22 protein-coding genes are annotated in these 21,746 nt (G+C 72.2%); 12 read left to right on the top strand and 10 right to left on the bottom strand.

Features of this window, described 5'->3' with window-relative positions; genetic code table 11:
- The first annotated feature begins 33 nt into the window (after positions 1-33).
- Positions 34-1,056, top strand: a complete 1,023-nt coding sequence (locus tag FGD68_RS07165) for a glycosyltransferase family 2 protein (protein WP_119372229.1) — start codon at positions 34-36, stop codon at positions 1,054-1,056.
- 18 nt (positions 1,057-1,074) lie between these two features.
- On the opposite strand, the gene FGD68_RS07160 is transcribed toward FGD68_RS07165, so the two are convergent.
- The gene (locus FGD68_RS07160; protein ID WP_104236421.1) at positions 1,075-2,031 is read right to left on the bottom strand and encodes a glycosyltransferase; all 957 of its coding nucleotides are present in this window, start codon (positions 2,029-2,031) and stop codon (positions 1,075-1,077) included.
- On the bottom strand, positions 2,028-4,226 hold the full coding sequence (locus FGD68_RS07155; protein ID WP_119372230.1) for a hypothetical protein: 2,199 nt from the start codon (positions 4,224-4,226) through the stop codon (positions 2,028-2,030). The genes FGD68_RS07160 and FGD68_RS07155 overlap by 4 nt, the downstream gene beginning before the upstream one ends.
- A 274-nt stretch (positions 4,227-4,500) precedes the next feature.
- Here FGD68_RS07155 and FGD68_RS07150 point away from each other — a divergent pair, with 274 nt between their 5' ends.
- Genes FGD68_RS07150 through FGD68_RS07140 form a run of 3 tightly spaced genes read left to right on the top strand, consistent with a single transcriptional unit; the run spans position 4,501 to position 7,357 of the window.
- Positions 4,501-5,355: a glycosyltransferase family 2 protein gene (locus FGD68_RS07150; RefSeq protein WP_104236422.1), complete on the top strand. Its 855-nt coding sequence runs from the start codon at positions 4,501-4,503 to the stop codon at positions 5,353-5,355.
- The gene (locus tag FGD68_RS07145; protein WP_119372231.1) at positions 5,352-6,383 is read left to right on the top strand and encodes a glycosyltransferase; all 1,032 of its coding nucleotides are present in this window, start codon (positions 5,352-5,354) and stop codon (positions 6,381-6,383) included. The genes FGD68_RS07150 and FGD68_RS07145 overlap by 4 nt, the downstream gene beginning before the upstream one ends.
- Entirely contained in the window at positions 6,380-7,357 is a 978-nt protein-coding gene (locus FGD68_RS07140; RefSeq protein WP_119372232.1) for an SDR family oxidoreductase, read from the top strand. Before FGD68_RS07145 ends, FGD68_RS07140 begins: the two co-directional genes overlap by 4 nt.
- A 30-nt stretch (positions 7,358-7,387) precedes the next feature.
- Here FGD68_RS07140 and rfbA read toward each other — a convergent pair whose 3' ends face one another.
- The 3 genes from rfbA to FGD68_RS07125 are packed head-to-tail and all read right to left on the bottom strand — an operon-like array spanning position 7,388 to position 9,338.
- Positions 7,388-8,251, bottom strand: a complete 864-nt coding sequence (gene rfbA, locus FGD68_RS07135; RefSeq protein ID WP_104236370.1) for a glucose-1-phosphate thymidylyltransferase RfbA — start codon at positions 8,249-8,251, stop codon at positions 7,388-7,390.
- A 3-nt stretch (positions 8,252-8,254) separates the two neighbouring features.
- Positions 8,255-8,860, bottom strand: coding sequence for a dTDP-4-dehydrorhamnose 3,5-epimerase family protein (locus tag FGD68_RS07130; protein WP_119372233.1), 606 nt, complete (start codon positions 8,858-8,860; stop codon positions 8,255-8,257).
- Between the two features lie 25 nt (positions 8,861-8,885).
- Entirely contained in the window at positions 8,886-9,338 is a 453-nt protein-coding gene (locus tag FGD68_RS07125; RefSeq protein ID WP_119372234.1) for a GtrA family protein, read from the bottom strand.
- Positions 9,339-9,518: 180 nt separating this feature from the next.
- Between FGD68_RS07125 and rfbB the strand changes: the two genes are divergently transcribed.
- From rfbB to FGD68_RS07100, 5 genes are all read left to right on the top strand, one after another.
- A complete protein-coding gene (rfbB, locus tag FGD68_RS07120; protein WP_104236373.1) occupies positions 9,519-10,508 on the top strand; it encodes a dTDP-glucose 4,6-dehydratase in 990 nt (329 codons plus the stop codon).
- On the top strand, positions 10,505-11,359 hold the full coding sequence (gene rfbD, locus FGD68_RS07115; protein WP_119372235.1) for a dTDP-4-dehydrorhamnose reductase: 855 nt from the start codon (positions 10,505-10,507) through the stop codon (positions 11,357-11,359). The genes rfbB and rfbD overlap by 4 nt, the downstream gene beginning before the upstream one ends.
- A gap of 94 nt (positions 11,360-11,453) precedes the next feature.
- The gene (locus FGD68_RS07110; protein WP_119372236.1) at positions 11,454-12,323 is read left to right on the top strand and encodes an ABC transporter permease; all 870 of its coding nucleotides are present in this window, start codon (positions 11,454-11,456) and stop codon (positions 12,321-12,323) included.
- Positions 12,307-13,053, top strand: coding sequence for an ABC transporter ATP-binding protein (locus tag FGD68_RS07105; protein ID WP_104236376.1), 747 nt, complete (start codon positions 12,307-12,309; stop codon positions 13,051-13,053). The genes FGD68_RS07110 and FGD68_RS07105 overlap by 17 nt, the downstream gene beginning before the upstream one ends.
- Before the next feature lie 91 nt (positions 13,054-13,144).
- Positions 13,145-14,284, top strand: a complete 1,140-nt coding sequence (locus FGD68_RS07100; RefSeq protein WP_119372237.1) for a glycosyltransferase family 4 protein — start codon at positions 13,145-13,147, stop codon at positions 14,282-14,284.
- 15 nt (positions 14,285-14,299) lie between these two features.
- Here FGD68_RS07100 and FGD68_RS07095 read toward each other — a convergent pair whose 3' ends face one another.
- From FGD68_RS07095 to FGD68_RS07085, 3 genes are read right to left on the bottom strand one after another with little or no spacing between them, the layout of a single operon-like run.
- A complete protein-coding gene (locus tag FGD68_RS07095) occupies positions 14,300-15,649 on the bottom strand; it encodes an LCP family protein (protein ID WP_119372238.1) in 1,350 nt (449 codons plus the stop codon).
- On the bottom strand, positions 15,646-16,170 hold the full coding sequence (purE, locus tag FGD68_RS07090) for a 5-(carboxyamino)imidazole ribonucleotide mutase (protein WP_119372239.1): 525 nt from the start codon (positions 16,168-16,170) through the stop codon (positions 15,646-15,648). Before purE ends, FGD68_RS07095 begins: the two co-directional genes overlap by 4 nt.
- A gap of 54 nt (positions 16,171-16,224) precedes the next feature.
- On the bottom strand, positions 16,225-17,376 hold the full coding sequence (locus FGD68_RS07085) for a 5-(carboxyamino)imidazole ribonucleotide synthase (protein WP_119372240.1): 1,152 nt from the start codon (positions 17,374-17,376) through the stop codon (positions 16,225-16,227).
- Positions 17,377-17,488: 112 nt separating this feature from the next.
- Here FGD68_RS07085 and FGD68_RS07080 point away from each other — a divergent pair, with 112 nt between their 5' ends.
- Positions 17,489-18,007, top strand: a complete 519-nt coding sequence (locus FGD68_RS07080; protein WP_119372241.1) for a GtrA family protein — start codon at positions 17,489-17,491, stop codon at positions 18,005-18,007.
- A 19-nt stretch (positions 18,008-18,026) separates the two neighbouring features.
- Here FGD68_RS07080 and FGD68_RS07075 read toward each other — a convergent pair whose 3' ends face one another.
- Both FGD68_RS07075 and FGD68_RS07070 read right to left on the bottom strand, forming a co-directional pair.
- A complete protein-coding gene (locus FGD68_RS07075) occupies positions 18,027-18,821 on the bottom strand; it encodes a PH domain-containing protein (RefSeq protein ID WP_119372242.1) in 795 nt (264 codons plus the stop codon).
- A 3-nt stretch (positions 18,822-18,824) separates the two neighbouring features.
- Complete coding sequence (locus tag FGD68_RS07070) at positions 18,825-19,607, bottom strand: biotin--[acetyl-CoA-carboxylase] ligase (protein ID WP_237609959.1); 783 nt, start codon at positions 19,605-19,607, stop codon at positions 18,825-18,827.
- 149 nt (positions 19,608-19,756) lie between these two features.
- Here FGD68_RS07070 and FGD68_RS07065 point away from each other — a divergent pair, with 149 nt between their 5' ends.
- Positions 19,757-21,328, top strand: coding sequence for an acyl-CoA carboxylase subunit beta (locus tag FGD68_RS07065; RefSeq protein ID WP_104236384.1), 1,572 nt, complete (start codon positions 19,757-19,759; stop codon positions 21,326-21,328).
- On the top strand, positions 21,325-21,558 hold the full coding sequence (locus tag FGD68_RS07060) for an acyl-CoA carboxylase subunit epsilon (RefSeq protein WP_237609958.1): 234 nt from the start codon (positions 21,325-21,327) through the stop codon (positions 21,556-21,558). The genes FGD68_RS07065 and FGD68_RS07060 overlap by 4 nt, the downstream gene beginning before the upstream one ends.
- The last annotated feature ends 188 nt before the right edge of the window (positions 21,559-21,746 follow it).

The raw sequence follows: 21,746 nt of genomic DNA, 5'->3' as shown, positions 1-21,746 counted from the left end.
ACCCCGACACGCACCGATGAGGGATACCGACACGTGACCGCAGAACCCCTCCCCACGCCCGCGCCGCTCGTGAGCTTCATCCTGCCCGTGTACGACGAGGAGGCCAGCGTCGAGCTGTTCTCCCGCACGCTGACGGATGCGCTGGAGTCCGCCGACCTCGGGATGCGCTTCGAGTTCGTGTACGTCAACGACGGATCCGCGGACACCTCGCTGGAGCGGCTGCACGCCCTGGCGGCCGCAGACGACCGCGTGCAGGTGATCGACTTCTCCCGGAACTTCGGCCACCAGATCGCCGTGACGGCGGGCATCGACCATGCATCGGGCGACGCGGCGGTCATCATGGACACCGACCTGCAGGACCCGCCCCGAGTCGCGGTCGAGCTCATCCGACGCTGGCAGGACGGCTTCAACGTCGTCTACGCGCAGCGCCGGACCCGCAAGGACAGCCTCTTCAAGAAGGCCACCGCCGGCGCCTTCTACCGCACCCTCGCCCTCGTCGCCGAGATCGACATCCCGCGCGACACCGGGGACTTCCGCCTGATCGACCGCAAGGTCATCGACGCCGTGAAGCGCTTCCCGGAGCGCAACCGCTTCCTCCGCGGCATGGTCTCGTACGTCGGGTTCAAGCAGACGAACGTCCAGTTCGACCGGGACGAGCGGCACGCGGGCGTCACGGGCTACCCGCTGCGCAAGATGGTCAAGTTCGCGGCGGACGGCATCCTCGGCTTCTCCACGTTCCCGCTGAAGCTCATCCAGCTCGTCGGCCTCGTCGTGTCGGCGCTCAGCGCGCTGGCGGTCGTGTACGTCCTGGTGAGCCGCGCCATCGACCCGTCGAGCGTCGTGCCCGGGTGGACGTTCACGGTGATCGCGATCCTCTTCGTGGGCGGGGTGCAGATCATCATGCTCAGCGTCCTCGGGAGCTACCTCGGGCGGGTCTACGCGGAGGTGCAGAACCGGCCGCTGTACCTGGTCGCGTCGCACGTGGGCCGCCCCGCGGATCAGGCCGACGGGACGGTGCGCACGGCGTCGTCCGAGGTGCCCTACCGCCGCGACTGACGCGCGGAGGGCCGCACGTCAGCGGCCGGCACCCGCCTCGATCCGCCGGATCCCCGTGGTGACGTCGCCGAGCCCGTCGAGGACCTCGTGGGCGGCCCGCGGCGGGCGGTTGAGCCCCTGGCGGACGCCGTCCGCGAGCCCCCGCATCAACAGGCGCCGGTCGCGGGAGCGCGCGACGGTGCGGGTCCAGTTGACGAGCGCGGCGCCCGCGTAGAGGACGCGCTCGACGGGCGAGAGCGCACGGGAGCGCAGCAGCATCCAGATCTTGTTGCGCACCTCGAAGACGAAGCGCGCGCCCGGATCGACGTCCGTCGACCCGAAGGTGCGCGTGCGGTGCTCGACCGTGCTGCCGTGCACGAGGTAGCCGCGGCCTCGTCGGAGCAGGCGAGCCGAGTACTCGAAGTCGTCGTTCCAGAGGAAGTAGTCGGCCATCGGCAGGCCGTGGGCGCGGATGGCGTCGGCCTCGATCATCATCGACACGAAGGACGCCGTGCGCACGGGGGTGCAGCCGTGCTCGGCCGCGCGCGCGATGCTCCCGCGGGTCGCCGAGGGCCTCGTGCGCGGGGTGTTCATGGGATGCGGGCGCCCGTCGGTCCAGCGCACGGCGGACGCGAGCACGACGGTGCCGCGGGGCGCGGCCGCGCGGGCTCGCAGCAGCTCCTCGAGCGCGGTGGGATCCGGGACGGTGTCGTCGTCCATCAGCCACACCAGCTCGGCGTCGTGGACGGTGAGCGCCCGCTCGATGCCCGCGGTGAACCCGCCGGCGCCGCCAGTGTTCGTCGGCAGCGTCGTGAGCGCCACCTCCGGGAAGCCCTCACGGATGACGTCGGCCGACCCGTCCGTCGACGCGTTGTCGATCACGACGATCCTCTGCACGGGCACCGTCTGCGCGCGGAGGGCGCGGAGGGTCTCGACGACGAGTTCGCGCCTGTTCCAGGCCACGACGACGGCGACGACGCGCGCGGCGGCGCTCATGCGGCCCTCCTGCCACGTCGTCGCAGGACCGTCCACGCGACGATGAGGAGGACCATGAGGATCCCCGAGCCCAGCTGGACCTGCCACCCCGGGCTCCAGAACGAGACGGTCACGGTGCGGCCCGCGTCCGCCGCGGTCACGTCCACGCCGAGGAGCATGTCGTCGACGGGCTGGTCGGTGAGCGTCCCGCCGTCGACGCGGTAGCCCGGCCAGGGGATGAGGGACAGCGCGACGCGCCCGCCTTCCGCCGGCACGGAGTCGATCCGGAACGTGGTGCCCATCGGGTCCTCGTGCACCACGGTCGCGGACGTGCCCGCCGAGGTCCATGCGACGCCCCCCGCACCGGCGGCCGGGTCATCGCGCACGATCGTGCGCGTGTGCGGGGTGTCCTGGACGACGTGCCACCCCTCGGGCACGACCTCCCAGTCCCGCTCCGGGACGGCGCGCGTGGAATCCAGGCCCCGCTGCACCTTGACGACCTGGATCGTGCTGACGCCGAGGAGGTCGACGAGGTCGGTGCCGGTCTCCGATCCCGGCACCGGCTGGAAGAGCTGCTCGTACAGCTGTCCGCAGGTGAAGCCGTTGTACTGCATGCACACGGCCTTGGAGTAGCCCGGATAGTAGACCGACGAGTACGCGTTCTGAACGGGCTTCCCCGTGACGTACCACGAGTTGCCGACGAGCGACTCGTCGTAGAAGTCGTCGTCCGACCAGCCGACCACGAGCACGTCGCCCTGGGAGTCGGGCAGCTGCGTGGAGTAGTCGACGACGTCGGAGGGCAGCCAGTAGCTGGTGAGCGGCGAGGCCGGCGAGAACGCGTGCTGCGGGACGAGCGCTACGAGGGTCCCGGCCACGGCCATCACGGCAAGGGTGCGGGTCGCACGGCCGGCCTCGCGGGTCCGCACGATCCGGCGGAGACCGGGAAGCCCGGACGCTCGGCCGAGACGCGCCCCGGCGACGCCCATCGCCACCGTGACGAGCACCGCCGAGACGAGCATCCCGACGAGGATGGCGCGGTACTCGCGCGGGGCCTGCAGGCCCATCAGCCCGCCGGTCGCCGCGACGATGAGCAGTGCGGCCACGAGGTGCCGGCGCGTGACGACGGTGCGGCGCGCGCGGGAGAGGCCGAGCGCCAGGATCAGGAGGACGGCTCCGGCCACGAAGGGGAGGACGCGCACGGGGAACCGCAGCGGCCCGATCTGCGACGGCGCGCTCACGGCGACGAGCGCCACGACGGCGATCACGACGAGGCTCGGGCGCGAGCGCAGGAGACGGGCCAGCTCCCGGGGTCGGATGAGCACCACGAGCGGCAGCAGCCACGAGATGTAGGTGAGCGGCGAGCCGGGGAACTGACTGCCGTACGTCTCCATGAACGGGCCGCCCGTCGGCATCGCCGAGACGGCCAGGTCGGTGAGGTCGACGCCGAGGAAGCCCGTGTTGACCACGCCCTCGTTGCGGCCGGACACCGAGGCGGTGAGCAGGCCGGGGAGGTGGACGACGATCGTGAACAGGCCGGCGACGGTCGACGCCGCGAGGGCCCGCCAGATCGCGCCGCGGTCACGCCGGAGCACGGCCTCGAGCAGGATGGCCGCGAGGGCGGCGGCGAGCATGAGGGTCGTGGAGACGTAGCCGATGCCGACGAGGAGGAGGGACGCCGCGATCCCCCCGTAGGGGGTCCGGTTGAGGAGGACGCTCTGCCGGGTGAGGCCCACGGCGAGAGGCCACCAGCACCAGGCCATGAGTCCGTTCACCCAGGAGGGCGCGTCGTAGTAGAGGGTGAAGCCGGCCAGCGGGGCGGCGACCGCGACGACCGCGGCCCATGCCCGCGGGATCCCGTAGCTGCGGGCGAGGACGAAGAAGCCGGCGGATCCGATCGCGAGGCAGGCCAGCTTGACGATGGTGGAGTACAGGGCCGCGTCGTAGAGCACGTGGGAGCCGAGGCCGATCACCCAGATGAAGGGGCTGTAGATGCCCCACGCGCCCTCGGCCTGGTAGTTGCCGGACTGCCAGACCGTCGGGTTGAGCAGCGACCAGTTCCCCGACAGGAGGCGGTCCCCGATCTCCCACCACTGGCCGAACGCCCCCGCCTCCGTGTCGTTGACGAAGTAGTACCGGCGGAAGAAGAGCATCGGGATGATCGCGCCCACCATCGTCATGGCGACGGCGGCCGTCGGCCACAGGAGCTTGCTGCGCATGTTGAGGAGTCGTCCGTTCGTCGTGTGCAGCCCGGGACAGGCGGGGCCGGTCGGGCGGGACTCACCCTAACGCTTGGCTCCCCGACAGCTCGTGAGGACGGACCCCCTGTGGGCCGCGCCCTCACCGGTCGCGGGCGGGCGCCGTGAGAGGATGGCCCCCGTCCGCACGCGCACCGCGGTCGCCCACGGTCTCCGTCGCACGTCGCACGATGACGTGCACCGGGTGGGCCTCGACCCGGGCGCGTCCCCTCCTGCCTCGCCGAAGGAGAGCCACGTGGCCCCACGCGTCTCGATCGTCATCCCCGCATACAACAACGCCGACTACCTCGCCGAGACGCTCGACTCCGTGCTGGCGCAGACGTTCACCGACTTCGAGGTCGTGATCGCGGACCACTCCTCCACCGACGGGACGTGGGACGTGATGCAGCGCTACGCCGACGAGCCGCGCGTCCGCCTGCTCCGCACCGAGGCGGGCGGCGGGGCCCTCCGCAACTGGAACCGCGTGAGCCAGGAGGCCGGCGGCGAGCTGATCAAGCTGGTCTGCGGCGACGACCTCCTCTACCCCACCATCCTCGAGCGCCAGGTGGCCGAGCTCGACGCGTCGCCGTCCGTCGTGCTCGTCGCCTCCCCGCGGGACATCGTCGACGCGGACAGCCGCCCGATCGTGCGCGACCACGGCGTCTCCGGATCCCGCATCGCCATCTCGGGCGCCGCTGCCGTCCGCCGCACCATCCGCTCGGGCACCAACATCTTCGGTGAGCCGGGTTGCGTGCTCATGCGCCGGGCCGACCTCGAGGCCGTGGGCTGGTGGGACTCGCGCTGGCCGTACCTCATCGACGAGACCACGTACGCGAAGGTGCTGCTGCGCGGCGACTTCGCGTCCGTCGGCCCGAAGGCCCTCGCGGGGTTCCGCATCTCCGACTCGCAGTGGAGCGTGCGGCTCGCGGGCGAGCAGGCCAGCGCGGCGGCGGGCTTCCACCGCTGGGTGCTCGAGGCGCACCCCGGCGTCGTCAGCAGGGCCGACGTCCGGCTCGGCGACATGATGGCCCGGGCCAAGGCGCTCTCCCGCCGGCTCGTGTACCTCTACCTCGGACGGCGCATGTCGCGCTCGGCCGGGAGCGCCGCGTGAGCGCCGTCGGACCGCGCGACGCGGTCGAGGACGTGCTGCCGCCCGACCACTCCGTCTCCGTCGTCATCCCCGTGTACCAGGGCGAGCTGACGCTCGAGGCGCTGATCGCGGAGATCCAGCCGTTCACGGTCCCGCAGATCACCCGCGACGGCCACAGCTACGCCGTCACCGAGGTGCTCCTCGTCTTCGACAACGGTCGCGACGGATCCCCCCGCGTCCTCCGCGAGCTCAAGCGCCTGCATCCCTTCGTCCGGCCCATCTGGCTGAGCCGCAACTTCGGGCAGCACGCCGCCACGCTCGCGGGCATGGCCTCGTCGGGCGGGGACTGGATCGTCACGCTCGACGAGGACGGCCAGCACGACCCGGGCTTCATCCCGGACATGCTCGACGTCGCCATGCGCGACCTCGCGTCGGTCGTCTACGCGAAGCCGACGAACACGCCGTCGCACGGCCTCCTGCGGAACGTCGCCTCGCGCGGCGCCAAGGTCGTCCTCAACGCCATGTCCTCCGACCAGGACGCCGAGCAGTTCCAGAGCTACCGGCTCGTGCTCGGCTCCGTCGGCCGCAGTGTCGCCGCCTACGCGGGGTCCGGCGTCTACCTCGACATCGCGCTCGGCTGGGTCGCCAACCGCATCTCGACGTGCGACATCACCCTCCGCGACGAGGGCGAGCGGCAGTCGGGCTACTCGCCCCGCCGCCTCTTCTCGCACTTCTGGCGGATGGTGCTCTCCAGCGGCACCCGCGGCCTGCGCGCCGTGAGCGTCCTCGGGGCGCTCTTCCTCGTGGTCGCGCTGATCTTCGTGATCGTCATCGTCGTCAGCCGCCTCACCGACAACTCGGTGCCGGCGGGCTGGGCGTCGACCATCGTCACGATCCTCGCGTCGAGCGGCATCATCCTGTTCTCCCTCGGGATCATCGCGGAGTACGTCGGCGTCTCGGTCGGCATGGCGCAGGGCCGGCCCGCGTACCTGATCGTGCGCGACCCCCTCGACGGCCCGCACGGCCGTCCGCCGCGCGGGCACGTATGACGGCCGCCGTCCCGGTCTGGGTGATCGGCGCGCGCGGCCTCCTCGGCGCGTCCCTGCTCGACGCCCTGACGGCGGATCCCCGCTGGGCGCCCGTCGACGCCGAGCCCCTGCCCTGGTCGACCGCGGACGAGGGCGTCATCCGCCAGGCTGCGCGCACCGAGGCGGAGCGGCTCCTCGCGGCGGGCCTCGCGGCCGGTCGCTGGGCAGTCATGTGGTGCGCGGGCGCCGCGGTCACCGGCAGCACGCGCGCGCAGCTGGATCACGAGCTCGGGCAGCTCGAGGCCGTGCTGGACGAGATCGCCCTGGCCGCCGCGGCCGACCCGGCACCCGGCGGCGCGCTGTTCTACTCGTCGTCCGCGGGCGGCGTGTACGCGGGCGCGGCCCGGCCGCCCTTCACGGAGGCGACGGAACCGCGGCCACTGGCGCCCTACGGGGAGGCGAAGCTCCGCGCGGAGGGCCTCGTGCGCGCGTTCGGCGAGCGCACCGGCGTGCGCACCCTCATCGGGCGCATCGCGAACCTGTACGGTCCGCGCCAGGCGGTCGGCAAGCCGCAGGGCCTCATCACGCAGCTGGCCCGGGCGAACCTCTCCCCCACCCCGGCCTCGATCTACGTGCCGCTCGAGACGGTGCGCGACTACCTCTACGCCGACGACTGCGCCGGCCTCGTGCGCGACGCGACCGCGCGCCTGCTCGGCCTGCCGGCGGACACCCACGTGATGAAGATCCTGGCGTCCGGGCAGCCGGTCACCATCAGCGCGCTCCTCGGACACTTCACGGCGCTCGGCAAGGCGCGGCCGCACGTGATGCTCGGCCTGTCGCCCTTGGCCGGCTACCAGGCGGTGGACCTCCGCCTCGAGAGCGTCGTGTGGCCGGACCTCGACGAGCGCGACACGATGCCGCTGCCCGCCGGGATCCACATCACGGCGCAGGCCCTCATCTCGGGCATGCAGTCCGGCGAGCTCACCCCGCGCTGACGCGGAGCGGCTGGCCCGGTCGCGCCGACGCTACGCGTCGAGCAGCGTGACGAGGTATCGCCCGTACCCGCTCTTGATGAGCGGACGCGCGAGCTCCTCGAGGGCGTCGCGGTCGATCCAGCCGGCGCGGTACGCGATCTCCTCGATGCAGCCGATCTTGAAGCCCTGGCGGTCCTCGATGACCTTCACGTACTCGGAGGCCTGCATCATGCTCTCGAACGTGCCGGTGTCGAGCCACGCGGTGCCGCGGTCGAGGACCTGGACCCGGAGGCGGCCGGCCTGCAGGTAGTGGTCGTTGACGGCCGTGATCTCGAGCTCGCCGCGTTCGCTCGGCTGGATGCCCTTGGCGATCTCGACCACGTCGTTGTCGAAGAAGTAGAGGCCGGGCACCGCATACGCGCTCTTCGGGTGCGCGGGCTTCTCCTCGATGGAGACGGCCGTGAAGTCCTCGTCGAACTCGACGACCCCGTAGGCCGTGGGATCCGCCACGTGGTACGCGAAGATCAGCGCGCCGTCGATCTCGGTGTTCTTCCGCAGGCTCGTGCCCAGGCCGGCGCCGTGGAAGATGTTGTCCCCGAGGACGAGCGCGACCGAGTCGTCGCCGATGAACTCCTCGCCGATGACGAAGGCCTGCGCGAGGCCGTCGGGCGAGGGCTGCACGGCGTACTCGATGCGCATGCCGAGGTGCGAGCCGTCGCCGAGCAGGGCCCGGAACTGGTCGTTGTACTCGGGCGTCGTGATGATGAGCACCTCGCGGATGTCCGCCATCATCAGGGTCGACAGGGGGTAGTAGATCATCGGCTTGTCGTAGATCGGCATCAGCTGCTTGCTGATGCCCTTCGTGATCGGCCAGAGCCGGGTGCCGGATCCACCGGCCAGGATGATGCCCTTCATGGGTCAGCTCACCTTCTGCGAGTCGTGGAAGGCGCGCATGTCCGACCAGGTGGGGAGGAGTCCGGCGGCCGCCGCCTCGGCGAGCGTCGGGGCGTCGAGGTCCTTCGGGGAGAGCAGCGTCTCACCGGCCTCCTCCGGGAAGACGAGGCCGATCCCGGGGTCGAGGGGGTTGATGCCGTGCTCGGCCGAGGGGTTGTACACGTCGCTCACGAGGTACGTGACGGCCGCGTCGTCGGTGAGCGCGACGAAGCAGTGGCCGAGGCCCTCGGAGATGTAGACGGCCTTGTGCGTCTCGGTGTCGAGCCGCACGCTGTCCCACTGCCCGAACGTCGGGGATCCGACGCGGATGTCCACGATGAAGTCGAGCACGGCGCCGGAGACGGCCTTCACGTGCTTGGCCTGGCCGCGCGGCACGTCGGCGAAGTGCACGCCGCGGACGACGCCGCGCTTCGAGACGCTCATGTTGGCCTGGCGGAGGTCGAGCGGGTGGCCGACGCGCTCCTGGATCTCGTCGAACCGGTACCACTCGAGGAACACGCCCCGGTCGTCAGCGCGCTGGACGGGGGTGAGCTCGTACGCGTCGGGTACGGCGAGTTCGCGGATCTGCACGCGTCGGAGTCTAGCAACGGGCCGATCAGGGCCCTGTCCGGCCCTCGCCGGGCGGCCGGCGGAAGGAGAACCACCTGTGGCCCACGTAGCTGATGAGCGTGATCGCGACCACGATGGATGCCTGGGCGACCAGGCGCGGCAGCCCTGTCGCCACGAGCAGCGGCAGCGAGACGGCGTTCAGCGTGATGGACACGGCGTACACCGACACGAAGCGCGCGAGGTCGCGCAGCACGTGGCCGCGGACGCGGAACACCAGCCGCCGGTAGAGGAGGAACGCCACGAGGATCGCGACCGCGTAGCTGCCGGCGAGGGGCACGAGCGATCCGAGCACCGGGAGCCCCGCCGCATCGAGCGTCCGGCCGATGGTGGCGGCGAGACCCGCGAAGAGGAGGAACGCGAAGACCGTGTTGAAGCCGCCGACGAGGAGGAACGCCACGCGCTCGTCGCGGAGGAGCGCGCGGATGCGGGAGGCGGCCATCCCCGCATCCTGCCCGCTCGCCCCCGGGATCCGCCGCGCGACCCGCGCCTCCCCCGCACGGGGACATGGTCACGGGCGCCGTCGCCGGTACACTCGCAGGCGGTCCGCCCCCGAACAGCAGCGGACTCTCCCCCGACGCCGGCCCACCCGCCCGGCGTCTCGACGACAGGACACATCCCCATGAGGATCCTCGTGACCGGCGGTGCCGGCTTCATCGGCTCCAACTTCGTGCGCCACGCGCTGCAGGACCACTACGCCGGGCTCGAGGGCGCCGACGTCGTCGTGCTCGACGCGCTCACCTACTCGGGCAACCTCGAGAACCTCGCGCCCGTCAGCGACTCCCCGCGGTACACGTTCGTCCAGGGCGACATCCGCGACGACGCGGTCCTCGACGAGTGGATCCCCCAGGTCGACGCGGTCGTGCACTTCGCGGCCGAGAGCCACGTCGACCGCTCCGTCCGCGACGCGAGCATCTTCGTGGAGACCAACGTGCTCGGCACGCAGAAGCTCCTCGACGCCGCCCTCCGCCACGACCTCAAGCGCTTCGTGCACGTCTCCACCGACGAGGTGTACGGATCCATCGCCGAGGGCTCGTGGGACGAGGAGCGGCCGCTCGAGCCCAACTCCCCCTACTCCGCGTCGAAGGCCGGCAGCGACCTGCTCGCCCGCTCGTACCACCGCACGCACGGGCTGAACGTGTCCATCACGCGCTGCTCGAACAACTACGGGCCGTACCACTTCCCCGAGAAGGTCATCCCGCTGTTCGTCACGAACCTCATCGACGACCGGCACGTGCCGCTCTACGGCGAGGGCCTCAACATCCGCGACTGGCTGCACGTCGACGACCACTGCCGCGGCATCGCGCTCGTGCTGGTGCAGGGCGCGCCCGGCGAGATCTACAACATCGGCGGCGGCACCGAGCTCACCAACCGCGAGCTCACGCAGCTGCTGCTCGACGCCACCGGCCGCGACTGGTCGTACGTCGACCGCGTCGAGGACCGCAAGGGCCACGACCTGCGCTACTCCGTCGACATCTCCAAGATCCAGCGCGAGCTCGGCTACGCACCCCAGGTGCCGTTCGCCGAGGGCCTCGCCGACGTCGTGCAGTGGTACCGCGACAACCGCGCGTGGTGGGAGCCGCTGAAGGCGCGCGCCGAGCTGCCCGCGTGAGCCGGATCCTCGTCACCGGCGGCCGGGGCATGCTCGGGCAGGACCTCCTGCCCGCCCTCGCCGCCCACGACGTGACGGCGCCCGCGCGCACCGAGCTGGACATCACCGACGAGGCCGCCGTCCGCGCGGCCGTCGCCGGGCACGACGTGGTGGTCAACCTCGCCGCGTACACCGCGGTCGACGCGGCCGAGGAGCACGAGGACGAGGCCCGCGCGATCAACGCGACCGGCGCCGGCGTGCTCGCGCGCGCGGCCGCCGACGCGGGCGCCCGCATCGTGCACGTCTCCACCGACTACGTCTTCGACGGATCCGCGACCTCGCCCTACCCGGAGGACGCGCCCCACGCGCCCGTCTCCGCCTACGGGCGCACCAAGGCCGAGGGCGAGCGCCTGGTGCTCGCCGGCCACCCGGACGGCGCGAGCGTCGTGCGCACCGCATGGCTGTACGGCGCGGGCGGGCCGTCCTTCCCCTCGACGATGCTGCGGCTCGCCGCGTCGCACGACACCGTCTCCGTGGTCGACGACCAGCGCGGCCAGCCGACCTGGACGGTCGACCTCGCTGCCCGCATCGTCGACCTCGTCGACGCCGGTGCGCCCGCGGGCGTCTTCCACGGCACGGCCACCGGCGAGACGACCTGGTTCGGTCTCGCGCGGGCCGTCTTCGCGGCGGCGGGGCTGGATCCCGAGCGTGTCCTGCCCACCGACAGCGCCTCCTTCGTGCGGCCGGCTCCCCGGCCCGCGTACTCCGTGCTCGGGCACGACGCCTGGTCCCGCGTCGGCCTCGCGCCGTTCCGCGACTGGCGCGAGGCCCTGTCCGACGCCGCCGCCCACGGCGTCCTCCGGGCACGCTGACGGTTACACTCGTGTCCGGTCCGATCCCGGACGCCTGATCCCCACCGCTCCGCGACCCGCGCGAGCCCCACGCAGTCCGAAGGGCACCACCGACGTGTCGAGCATGACGAGCACCCAGTCGCGGGAGTTCTCGAGGCCCGGCACGGGCGCGGGGCTCCTCGACGTGTACCGCCGCCGCTACCTCCTCTCCCTCCTCGTGAAGAAGGAGGTGCAGGTCAGGTACCGCGGGTCCGTGCTCGGCTGGCTCTGGTCGTACGTGAAGCCGGCCGCCCAGTTCGCCGTCTTCTTCGTGGCGATGGGCGTCTTCCTGCAGCTGAACCGCAACCAGGTGAACTACCCCGTCTACCTGTTCTCGGGCATCATCCTCATCAACTTCTACACGGAGGCGTTCTCGAACTCCACGAAGTCGCTCGTGGACAACGGGGCGCTGATCAAGAAGATCTACCTGCCCCGGGAGCTGTTCCCGGTGTCGAGCACGTTCGTGGCGCTGGTCAACTTCCTGCCTCAGCTCGTCATCCTGCTCATCGTCTGCCTCCTCGTCGGCTGGGCGCCCACGCCCGTGCAGGTGCTGGGGATCTTCCTGGCCGTCGCCATCATCGGCACGCTGGCCATCGGCCTCGGCATGCTGTTCGGCGCCGCCAACGTGTCCTTCCGCGACTCGCAGAACTTCGTCGAGCTCATCGTGATGGTCGTGGTGTGGGCGTCGCCCGTGCTCTACCCCTATGCGCAGGTCGCGAAGGTGCTGCCGGACTGGCTGCTCGTGATCTACCAGCTCAACCCCGTGACCGCGGCGGTCGAGCTCTTCCACGCCGCGTTCTGGTACCCCACCACGGGCGGCACCGGCGAGCTGCCGCCGAACCTCTGGATGTACGGGTTCATCGCCCTCGGCGTCTCGCTCCTGAGCCTCCTGCTCGGGCAGCTCGTCTTCAAGAAGCTGGAGGGGCGCTTTGCCCAGGACCTCTGAGTCGGACGCGCTCCCGCGCATCATCGTCGAGAACGTGCGGAAGTCCTTCCTCCTCCGCCACACGCACTCCATCAAGGAGACGGTCATCGCGGCCGTCCGCCGGAAGCCGCTCGCCTCGACCTTCGACGCGCTCGAGGACGTGAGCTTCCAGGTGCGCCCCGGGGAGTCGGTCGCGCTCATGGGCTTCAACGGATCCGGCAAGTCGACGCTCCTCAAGCTCATCTCGGGCGTGTACCAGCCCGACAGCGGCGAGGTCCTCGCGCGCGGGCGCATCGCCGGCCTCATCGAGGTGGGCGCCGGGTTCCACCCCGACCTCTCCGGCCGCGAGAACATCTACCTCAACGCCGCGATCCTCGGCATGGAGCAGCACGAGATCGACGCGCGCTTCGACCAGATCGTCGAGTTCAGCGAGATCGAGAAGTTCATCGACACCGAGGTCAAGCACTACTCCTCGGGCATGTTCCTGCGCCTGGCGTTCTCGGTCGCGATCCACACCGAGGTCGACATCCTCCTGGTGGACGAGATCCTCTCGGTGGGCGACGAGCCGTTCCAGCGCAAGTGCCTCGCGAAGATCCGCGAGCTGCACGATCAGGGCAAGACGCTCGTCGTCGTGAGCCACGACCTCGACATGGTGTCTGACCTGTGCGAGCGCGGGATCCTCATCCAGTCGGGCAAGGTCGCCTTCGACGGCCCGTCCAAGGACGCCGTCGAGCGGATGCGCCGGAGCTGACCCCGCCGAGCGCTCCTCCCGGATACCCGAGGCGCCCGCCGGTACGATGGTCCTCCCGCGGGCCGACCCGACACCCGCGCGATGGAGGACCGTGACCACCACGCTGCGCGTGATCATCGACCAGCTGACCGGCCCCACGCCCGGCGGCATCGGCCGCTACGCCGAGGACCTGACGAGCGCGATCATCGCGTCGACCCCGAGCGGGTGCGAGGTCGAGGGCGTCGTCTCCGCGGTCACGCCCGAGCAGACGGCCGACCTCGAGCAGCGCCTGCCCGGCCTCGCCCGCATCACGCGCGTCCCGCTCCCCCGCCGCGAGCTCTCCCGCGCCTGGCAGCTGGGCCTCCCGACGCCCGGCACGACCGGGATGGTCCACGCGCCCGGCCTCCTCGCGCCGCTGCGCCGTCACGACCGCGTCAACACGAACGACCAGATCGTCGCCACCATCCACGACGTCAACGCGTGGACGCACCCGGAGAGCATGACGAGCGCCTCCGTCGCCTGGACGAAGGCGATGGCCAAGCGCGCGCGGAAGCACGCCGACGCCGTCGTCGTCCCGTCGCACGCGCTGGCCGAGGAGCTCGCGCGCTACGTCGACCTGGGCGACCGGGTGCGCGTGATCGGCGGGGCCGTGAGCCCGCGCATCGCCCTGCCCGAGGATCCCGACGCCCGCGCCGCCGAGCTCGACCTGCCCGCCGAGTACCTGCTCACCGTCGGCAGCCTCGAGCCGCGCAAGGGCGTCCAGGCGCTCGTGCAGGCGCTCGTGCGCCCGGAGACCGGAGACCTGCCGCTCCTCATCGTCGGCCCCGCGACGTGGGGCGACGTCGAGCTCGCGCAGGTGGCGGACGAGGCGGGCGTCGACCCGTCGCGCGTGCGCAGCCTCGGATCCCTCACGGACGCCGACCTGGCCGTCGCGCTCGACCGCGCCACGGTCTTCGCGCACCCGAGCCTGTCGGAGGGCTTCGGCCTGCCGGTCGTGGAGGCGCTGTCCTTCGGCACGCCCGTCGTCCACTCGGACGCGCCCGCGCTCCTCGAGGTCGCGGCCGACGCGGGCGTGGTGGTGCCGCGCGAGGATCCCGACGGCTACCCCCTGCGCCTCGCCGAGGCCATCGGCGGCCTGCTGTCCGACACCGCGGCGCGCGAGCGCCTGGCAGTCGTCGGGCAGGACAGGGCCCGCGCGTTCAGCTGGCGCGACTCCGCCGAGAAGGTCTGGCAGCTGCACGCCGACCTGTAGGCGCGCGTCCCGGGATCAGCCCGCGGAGCCGTTCGCGAACTGCTGCTGGATCGCCTGGCGGATGGCCGGGAAGTCGGGCTTCTGCGAGTCGAACCTCGGCGGCACGATCTCCAGGTCGTCGATGGGCTGGTCCTTCGTCTTCAGCGCGAGCTGCGTGAAGTAGCCGAGCATGCCGCGCGGGATGTCGGTCTTGACCACCTGCTGGCCGGCCTGGGCGATCGCGTCGAACTTGGTGAGCACGTTGGCCGGGTCGAACTGCTTGAGCACCGCCTGCTGCACCTCCCGCTGACGCGACATGCGGTCGTAGTCCGTCGTCTGGTAGCGGGACCGCGCGTACCAGAGCGCGTGGTAGCCGTCGAGCTTCTGCTCGCCTGGCTCGATCCACTCGGGGATGGGCACCGGCCGGAACTTGTCGTCGTGCCCGGAGCCCATGCCGATGCGGCGCTTCACGTCGATGTCGATGCCGCCGAGCGCGTCCACCATCTCGGAGAAGCCCTGCATGTCGATGAGCGCGTAGTACTGGATCGTGAGCCCCGTGACGCCCTGCACGGCCTCGCGCATCGCCTCGATGCCGGGGAGGCTGCCCTTCTCCTTCGCGTCGGGGTAGAGGTCCTGCTTGTAGACCTCGACCTCGGTGTAGATGGAGTTGAGCATGCAGGCGTCGACGTCGCAGCGCTGGTAGCCGTTCGGGTAGCGCTCCTGGAGCGGCGAGCCGTCGGAGAACGGCGCCTTCTCCATGTCGCGCGGCAGGCCGACCATGGTCGCGCGCCCGGTGTCGGCGTCGATGCTGACCACGGTGATGCTGTCGGGGCGCAGGCCCGCGCGGTCGCTACCCGCGTCGCCGCCGAGCAGCATGATGTTGTACCGGCCGTCGACCGGGGCCTCGGTGGCGTAGTCGCCGAAGATCCCGCCCAGGGCACCGCGGCCGACGCCGACGATGTAGGCGGCGTAGCCCGCGGATCCGGCCGTGCCCACCAGGAGCAGCACCGACAGCGCCGCGATGACCGGACGGGCCCGCGGCGCGACGCGGACGATGCGCGCGAGCCGCAGGGTGTCGAGCGAGAGCACGACCCACAGCACGGCGTACGCCGCCAGCAGCGCCTGCAGCACGACGAGCAGCCACTCCTGGGACACGACCTGGATGAGCGCGCCGCGCGCGAACAGCGCGAGGCCGCCGACCACGACGGCGAGCGCCCACACGGCGAGCGTGGAGGCGAGGCCGACGCGGCCCAGACGGCGGTTCCCCGCGAGGACCTGGGCGGATCCGGGGATGAGGACGTTCAGCACCACGAGCCACCAGGCCCGGGTGGTCATGATGCGCGGCGACCGGCTGTCCGGGTGCCGGATGGGCTGCGTCAGGCTCACGTGCGCGACGACACCTTCTGCTGCAGCGCGGCGTTCTTCCGCTCCACGAGCTCGGCGAGCTCGGCGCGGTGGCGCGCGAGGGCGTCCACGATGCGGTCGTCGGAGGTCGAGAGGATGCGCGCGGCGAGGAGCCCCGCGTTCTCCGCGCCGCCGATGGAGACGGTGGCCACGGGCACGCCCGCGGGCATCTGCACGATCGACAGCAGGGAGTCCATGCCGTCGAGGGTCGCCAGGGGCACGGGCACGCCGATGACGGGCAGGGTCGTGACGGAGGCGATCATGCCGGGGAGGTGGGCGGCGCCGCCCGCACCCGCGATGATCACGCGGATCCCCCGCTCGCGCGCGGTCTGCCCGTAGGCGATCATGCGCTCGGGCGTGCGATGCGCGGACAGCACCTCGACCTCGTGGGCGATGCCCAGGGCGTCGAGCGCGAGGGACGCCTTCTCCATCACGTTCCAGTCGGAGTCGGAGCCCATGACGAGGCCGACGAGTGCAGGGGTGTCGGGATTCACGGGCTCCATGCTAGGTGCCCGGTCCTGCGCGCCAGCCGCGCCACGCAGCCCGCCCGCGCGCGGTCAGCCCCGGAAGAACGCCGCGGCCGCGCGCGCCCGGTACGCGGTCTCGTCGAGATCGTCGCCCACCACGGTGACGTGCCCGACCTTGCGGCCGGGGCGCGGGTCCTTGCCGTAGAAGTGGAAGCGCGCCTCGGGCTGGTCGGCGAGCGCCCGCGGGTAGCGGTCGGCGAGGGAGCCGGTCTCCGGCCCGCCCAGCACGTTGATCATGACCGACCACGGCGCGAGCGGCCGGGTGGACCCGAGCGGGAGGTCGAGCACGGCGCGCAGGTGCTGCTCGAACTGGCCGGTGACCGCGCCGTCCATCGACCAGTGGCCGGTGTTGTGCGGGCGCATGGCCAGCTCGTTGACGAGCAGGCGCCCGTCCACCGTCTCGAACAGCTCGACCGCGAGCACCCCCGTGACGCCGAGCCCCTCCGCGATCCCGCGCGCCATCTCCTCCGCCGCCTCGCGCAGCCGGGCGCTCGCGCCGTGCGCGGGCGCGATGACCTCGGCGCACACGCCGTCGCGCTGGATCGACTCGACGACGGGCCACGCGGCGACGTCGCCCGACGGCCGGCGGGCGACGGACTGCGCGAGCTCGCGCGCGTAGTCGACGAGCTCCTCCGCGAGCAGCGCGTCGCCCGCGCCGAGCGCGTCGAACCAGTCGCCGGCCTCGTCGGCGGAGCGCACCACCCGCACGCCCTTGCCGTCGTATCCGCCGCGCGGGGTCTTCACGACCGCGACCCCGCCGTTGTCGGCGAGGAAGGCGGCGAGCGCCTCCCGGTCGGCGACGCGCGCCCAGACCGGCACCGGGACGCCCAGCTGCTCGAGCCGCTCCCGCATGAGCAGCTTGTCCTGCGCGACGAGCAGGGCGTCCGGTCCCGGGTGCACGGCGACGCCCTCGGCGACGAGCGCGCGGAGGACGTGCTGCGGCACGTGCTCGTGGTCGAACGTGATCACGTCGACGTCCCGGGCGAAGGCGCGGACGACGTCGAGGTCGCGGTAGTCGCCGACCGCCGTGGCGGCGAGCCCGGCGGACATGCCGTCGGCCTCGGCGAGCACTCGGATCCCGATGCCGAGCTCGACGGCGGGGGCGATCATCATCCGGGCGAGCTGGCCGCCTCCGACGACTCCGACGGTGGGCGTCATGGTGTCCTCCTGGTGCAGGTGCATGGGCCCGCGGACGCCTGCGGGCGGCCTCGGGACGGTCGGTGGGCGGGACCAGCCGGTAACATCGTCCGTCACGCCACCCGACATCCTCCCCCATCCAGGACGGACCCCGCCCATGTCCCCCCGTCGCTCCCTCGCCTCGCTCGGCGTGCAGATCGCGCAGTTCGGGCTCGTCGGCGGCGCGGGCTTCCTCGTCGACCTCGCGGTCTTCAACCTGCTGCGCGCCACCGTCTTCCACCCCGACGCCGTCGAGGCCGGGCCGCTGCTCGCCAAGGTCGCCTCCACCGTCGTCGCCATCGCCGTCAACTGGGTGGGCAACCGCTACTGGACCTTCGGCAAGCAGCGCACCACGCGCCGCGGCCGGGAGGCGCTCGAGTTCCTGGCGGTGAGCCTCCTCGGCATGGTCATCGGGCTCGCGTGCCTGTACGTCTCGCACTACGTGCTGGGGCTCACGTCGCCGCTCGCGGATAACGTCTCGGCCAACGTCATCGGCCTGGGGCTCGGATCCGCGGTGCGCTTCGTGCTCTACCGCCAGTGGGTCTACTCGCCCGCCCGGCGCCACGCCGCACCGCAGGTCGCCGCAGCGTCCGGGGCCGCGCGCACGGACGACGCCGACCGGGTCGCGGTCCCCTAGGCGCCCGACCTGCGACGGGTCAACCGCGCTGCCAGGGCTGCGTGTCGTCCGGCCACACCGAGCGGGGCTCGTCCTGCTGGCGCCATGCCGGGTCGCCTGGTCGGCCGCGGCGCGACTCCTCCTGCCGGCGGCGCTCGGCCACCATGTTGGCGTTCTCCTCCATGAGGTCCTGGAGCGCCTGGACGACGAGCACCGCGGACGGCACGTCCCGGAGCACGACGGGCGACTCGAGGCCGGCGTTGATGGTGACGTGGCCGCTGCGGTGCAGGTGCTGCAGCGGGCCGCGCCGGAGGGTCACGTCGTAGCCCCGCGAGTGCAGCAGCTCCTGCCGGGTGCGCACGAAGAACCCGTGCGACACGATGAGGCGCCTGGTCGTGACCGTGTACCGGCGGTTCAACCAGACCAGAACAGGCAGCAGCGTGACGAAAACCGCGACGCCGGCGAGCGACACGAGCAGCAGAGCGTTCTCCCATGGCTCCGGGAACCAGCCGCCGAAGTACCCGCCCGCGAGGCAGATCGCGAGCAGCAGCACCACCGGGAGCGTGAGGGCGCGGCCGTGCGGTCGGAGGCGGACGAGCACGCGCTCGGGGTCGGCGGCGACCACCTGCTGCTGCGGTGCGGCGGGCGGCGCGGCCGGGCGACCGAGGCGCGGATCCACGTCCTGCGACGAGGCGAGGCGATCCGCCTCGTCCTCGGCGACGCGACGGCGCTCCTCCTTCTCGGCCTTGCGACGGGCCCTGCGGCCGCCGCGGACGGGGAGCGCCCGCCCGCCCTCTCCGGGTGCGTACCGCTGCGTGTCACCCGTGTGCGCCATGCCTCATTGATACCGCAGATGCGTCACGTCGCCCGCGGCGACAGACGTGACGGCCCGATCCGCGGCGGACTCGACGGTGAGCCGCCCGTCGTCGTCGACCCCGGTGGCGCGCCCGAGGAGCTCGCCGCCGCCCGGCAGCTCGACGCGGACGTCGCGGCCGATCGTGGCGCACGTGCGGTCCAGCTCGTCGACGAGCCCGGCCGCGCGCGCGTCGCCGTCGGCGTCCACCCAGGCCAGGTACCTGGTGCGGAACGCCCGGAGGTAGGCGGCCAGGATCGCGTCCACGTCCGGGTCCGGCACGCCCGCCAGCCGCAGGGACGTGGAGGTGGGCGTCGGCAGCTCGGCCTCCTCGAGCGTGAGGTTGAGGCCCGTGCCCACCAGCACGCGGCCGGGCGCGACCAGCTCGCCGAGGATCCCGGAGACCTTCCGGCCGTCCACGTGCACGTCGTTCGGCCACTTGAGCGTCACCTCGGCCGGTGCGGGCACGAGGTCGCGCAGGGTCGCGACGAGCGCGAGGCCCGCCACGAGCGGCAGCCAGCCGGGGTCGAGGTCCGCGCGCCCGGGGACGCAGAGCACGCTGACCGCGAGGGTCCGCCCGGGCGGCGCCACCCAGACGCGGCCACGGCGGCCGCGCCCCGCGGTCTGGTCGAGGGTGAGCACGACGGATCCGTCCGGCCACGCGGCCGGATCCGCGGTCGCCCGCCGGGAGAGCTCGTCGTTGGTCGAGCCGACCGAGTGCAGGGCGAGGAGGCGCGGGGCGGCGAGGCGGCTGAGGGGGAGGTCCATGCCGTCACCGTACCGAGCGGATCAGGAGGTGATCGCACCCCGGACCCGCCGTCTTCTGTGCGTGGTCCACAAGAGCGGGGCGCGCACCCGCCGGTACAGTGAGGCGGGTGACTGCACACGAGCCAGACGAGGACGCCGGCGCCCCGGACATGTACACGACCGCAGGCAAGCTCGCCGACCTGAAGAGGCGCTACCACGAGGCCGTCACCGCGAGCGGCGAGGCCGCCATCGAGAAGCAGCACGCGCGCGGCAAGATGACCGCCCGCGAGCGCATCGACCAGCTCCTCGACCACGGGTCGTTCGTCGAGCTCGACGAGTTCGTCCGCCACCGCACGCACGCGTTCGGCATGGACGCCAAGCGGCCGTACGGCGACTCCGTCGTCACGGGCACGGGCACCATCAACGGCCGCCAGGTCGCCGTCTACTCGCAGGACTTCACGATCTTCGGCGGATCCCTCGGCGAGGTCGCGGGCGAGAAGATCGTCAAGGTCATGGAGCTCGCCATCAAGACGGGCGTCCCCATCATCGGCATCCTCGACTCGGGCGGCGCCCGCATCCAGGAGGGCGTGGTCGCGCTCGGCAAGTACGGCGAGATCTTCCGCCTCAACACGCGCGCGTCGGGCGTGATCCCGCAGATCTCGCTGATCATGGGCCCGGCCGCGGGCGGCGCCGTGTACTCCCCCGCGCTCACCGACTTCGTGATCATGGTCGACAAGACCAGCCACATGTTCGTCACCGGCCCCGACGTCATCAAGACCGTCACGGGCGAGGAGGTCGGCTTCGAGGAGCTCGGCGGGGCGCTGACCCACAACAAGGTCTCGGGCGTCGCGCACTACCTCGCGAGCGACGAGGACGACGCGCTCGACTACGCGCGGACGCTCCTCGGGTTCCTGCCGGACAACAACCTCGCCGAGCTGCCGGACTTCCCCCGCACGGTCGACCTCGAGATGACGGCGCGCGACCACGAGCTCGACACGATCATCCCGGACAGCCCGAACCAGCCGTACGACATGAAGACGATCATCGAGCGCATCGTCGACGACGGCGAGTTCCTCGAGACCCAGCCGCTGTTCGCGCCGAACATCATCGTCGGGTTCGCGCGCGTCGAGGGCCGCTCCGTCGGCATCGTCGCCAACCAGCCGAACGCGATGGCGGGCACGCTCAACATCGAGGCGGGAGAGAAGGCCAGCCGCTTCGTGCGGTTCTGCGACGCGTTCTCCATCCCGATCCTCACGCTCGTCGACGTGCCCGGGTACCTGCCCGGCACCGAGCAGGAGTGGACGGGCGTCATCCGCCGCGGGGCGAAGCTGCTGTACGCCTACGCGGAGGCGACCGTGCCGCTCGTCACCGTCATCACGCGCAAGGCCTACGGCGGCGCGTACATCGTCATGGGATCCAAGCAGCTGGGCGCCGACATCAACCTCGCGTGGCCGACGGCGGAGATCGCGGTGATGGGCGGCCAGGGGGCCGTGAACATCCTCTACCGCGGCGAGATCAAGGGCGCGGAGCAGGCCGGCGAGGACGTCGCCGCCGTGCGCACCCGGCTCGCGAACGAGTACACGTACAACGTCGCGAGCCCGTTCCTCGCGGCGGAGCGCGGCGAGCTCGACAACGTCATCCAGCCCGCGGCCACGCGCGCGTCGGTCGTCAAGGCCCTGCGGGCGCTGCGCACCAAGCGCGCGAGCCTGCCGCCCAAGAAGCACGGGAACATCCCGCTGTGAGCGACGTGCACGCGTCGGCGGATGCCCCCGTCGGGGGCTTCCGCGTCCTCGGTGGATCCCCCACCGAGGAGGAGCTCGCCGCCGCCACGGCGGTCATCGCGGCGCTGGCGGCGCAGCCCGCCGCCGAGCAGCCCGCGCGCCGCGCGCCGGACGCGTGGCAGCGGTCGCAGCGCAGCGTCCGCGGCACGCTGGTGCCGGGTCCCGGTCGCTGGCGCGAATTCTCCGGCTGACCGATCGCCCGGCCCTCGGGGTGCGTGCGCGGCACGCCGTGTCCTCCCAAATGACGACTTGGCCGGTCCCTCCCGCTGCGTGAGACTCGTCCTGCTGGGGGGCCCGCATCGTGGGTCAGTCAACACGGCGTCGTCCATCTGTGGTGAGCAGACGACGCCGGGGGGCGGATCATCCCGGTGCTCGGGTC

Source organism: Clavibacter californiensis, from assembly GCF_021952865.1.
GTDB classification, from domain to species: domain Bacteria; phylum Actinomycetota; class Actinomycetes; order Actinomycetales; family Microbacteriaceae; genus Clavibacter; species Clavibacter californiensis.
This window is presented reverse-complemented; position numbering and strand designations above follow the sequence as displayed.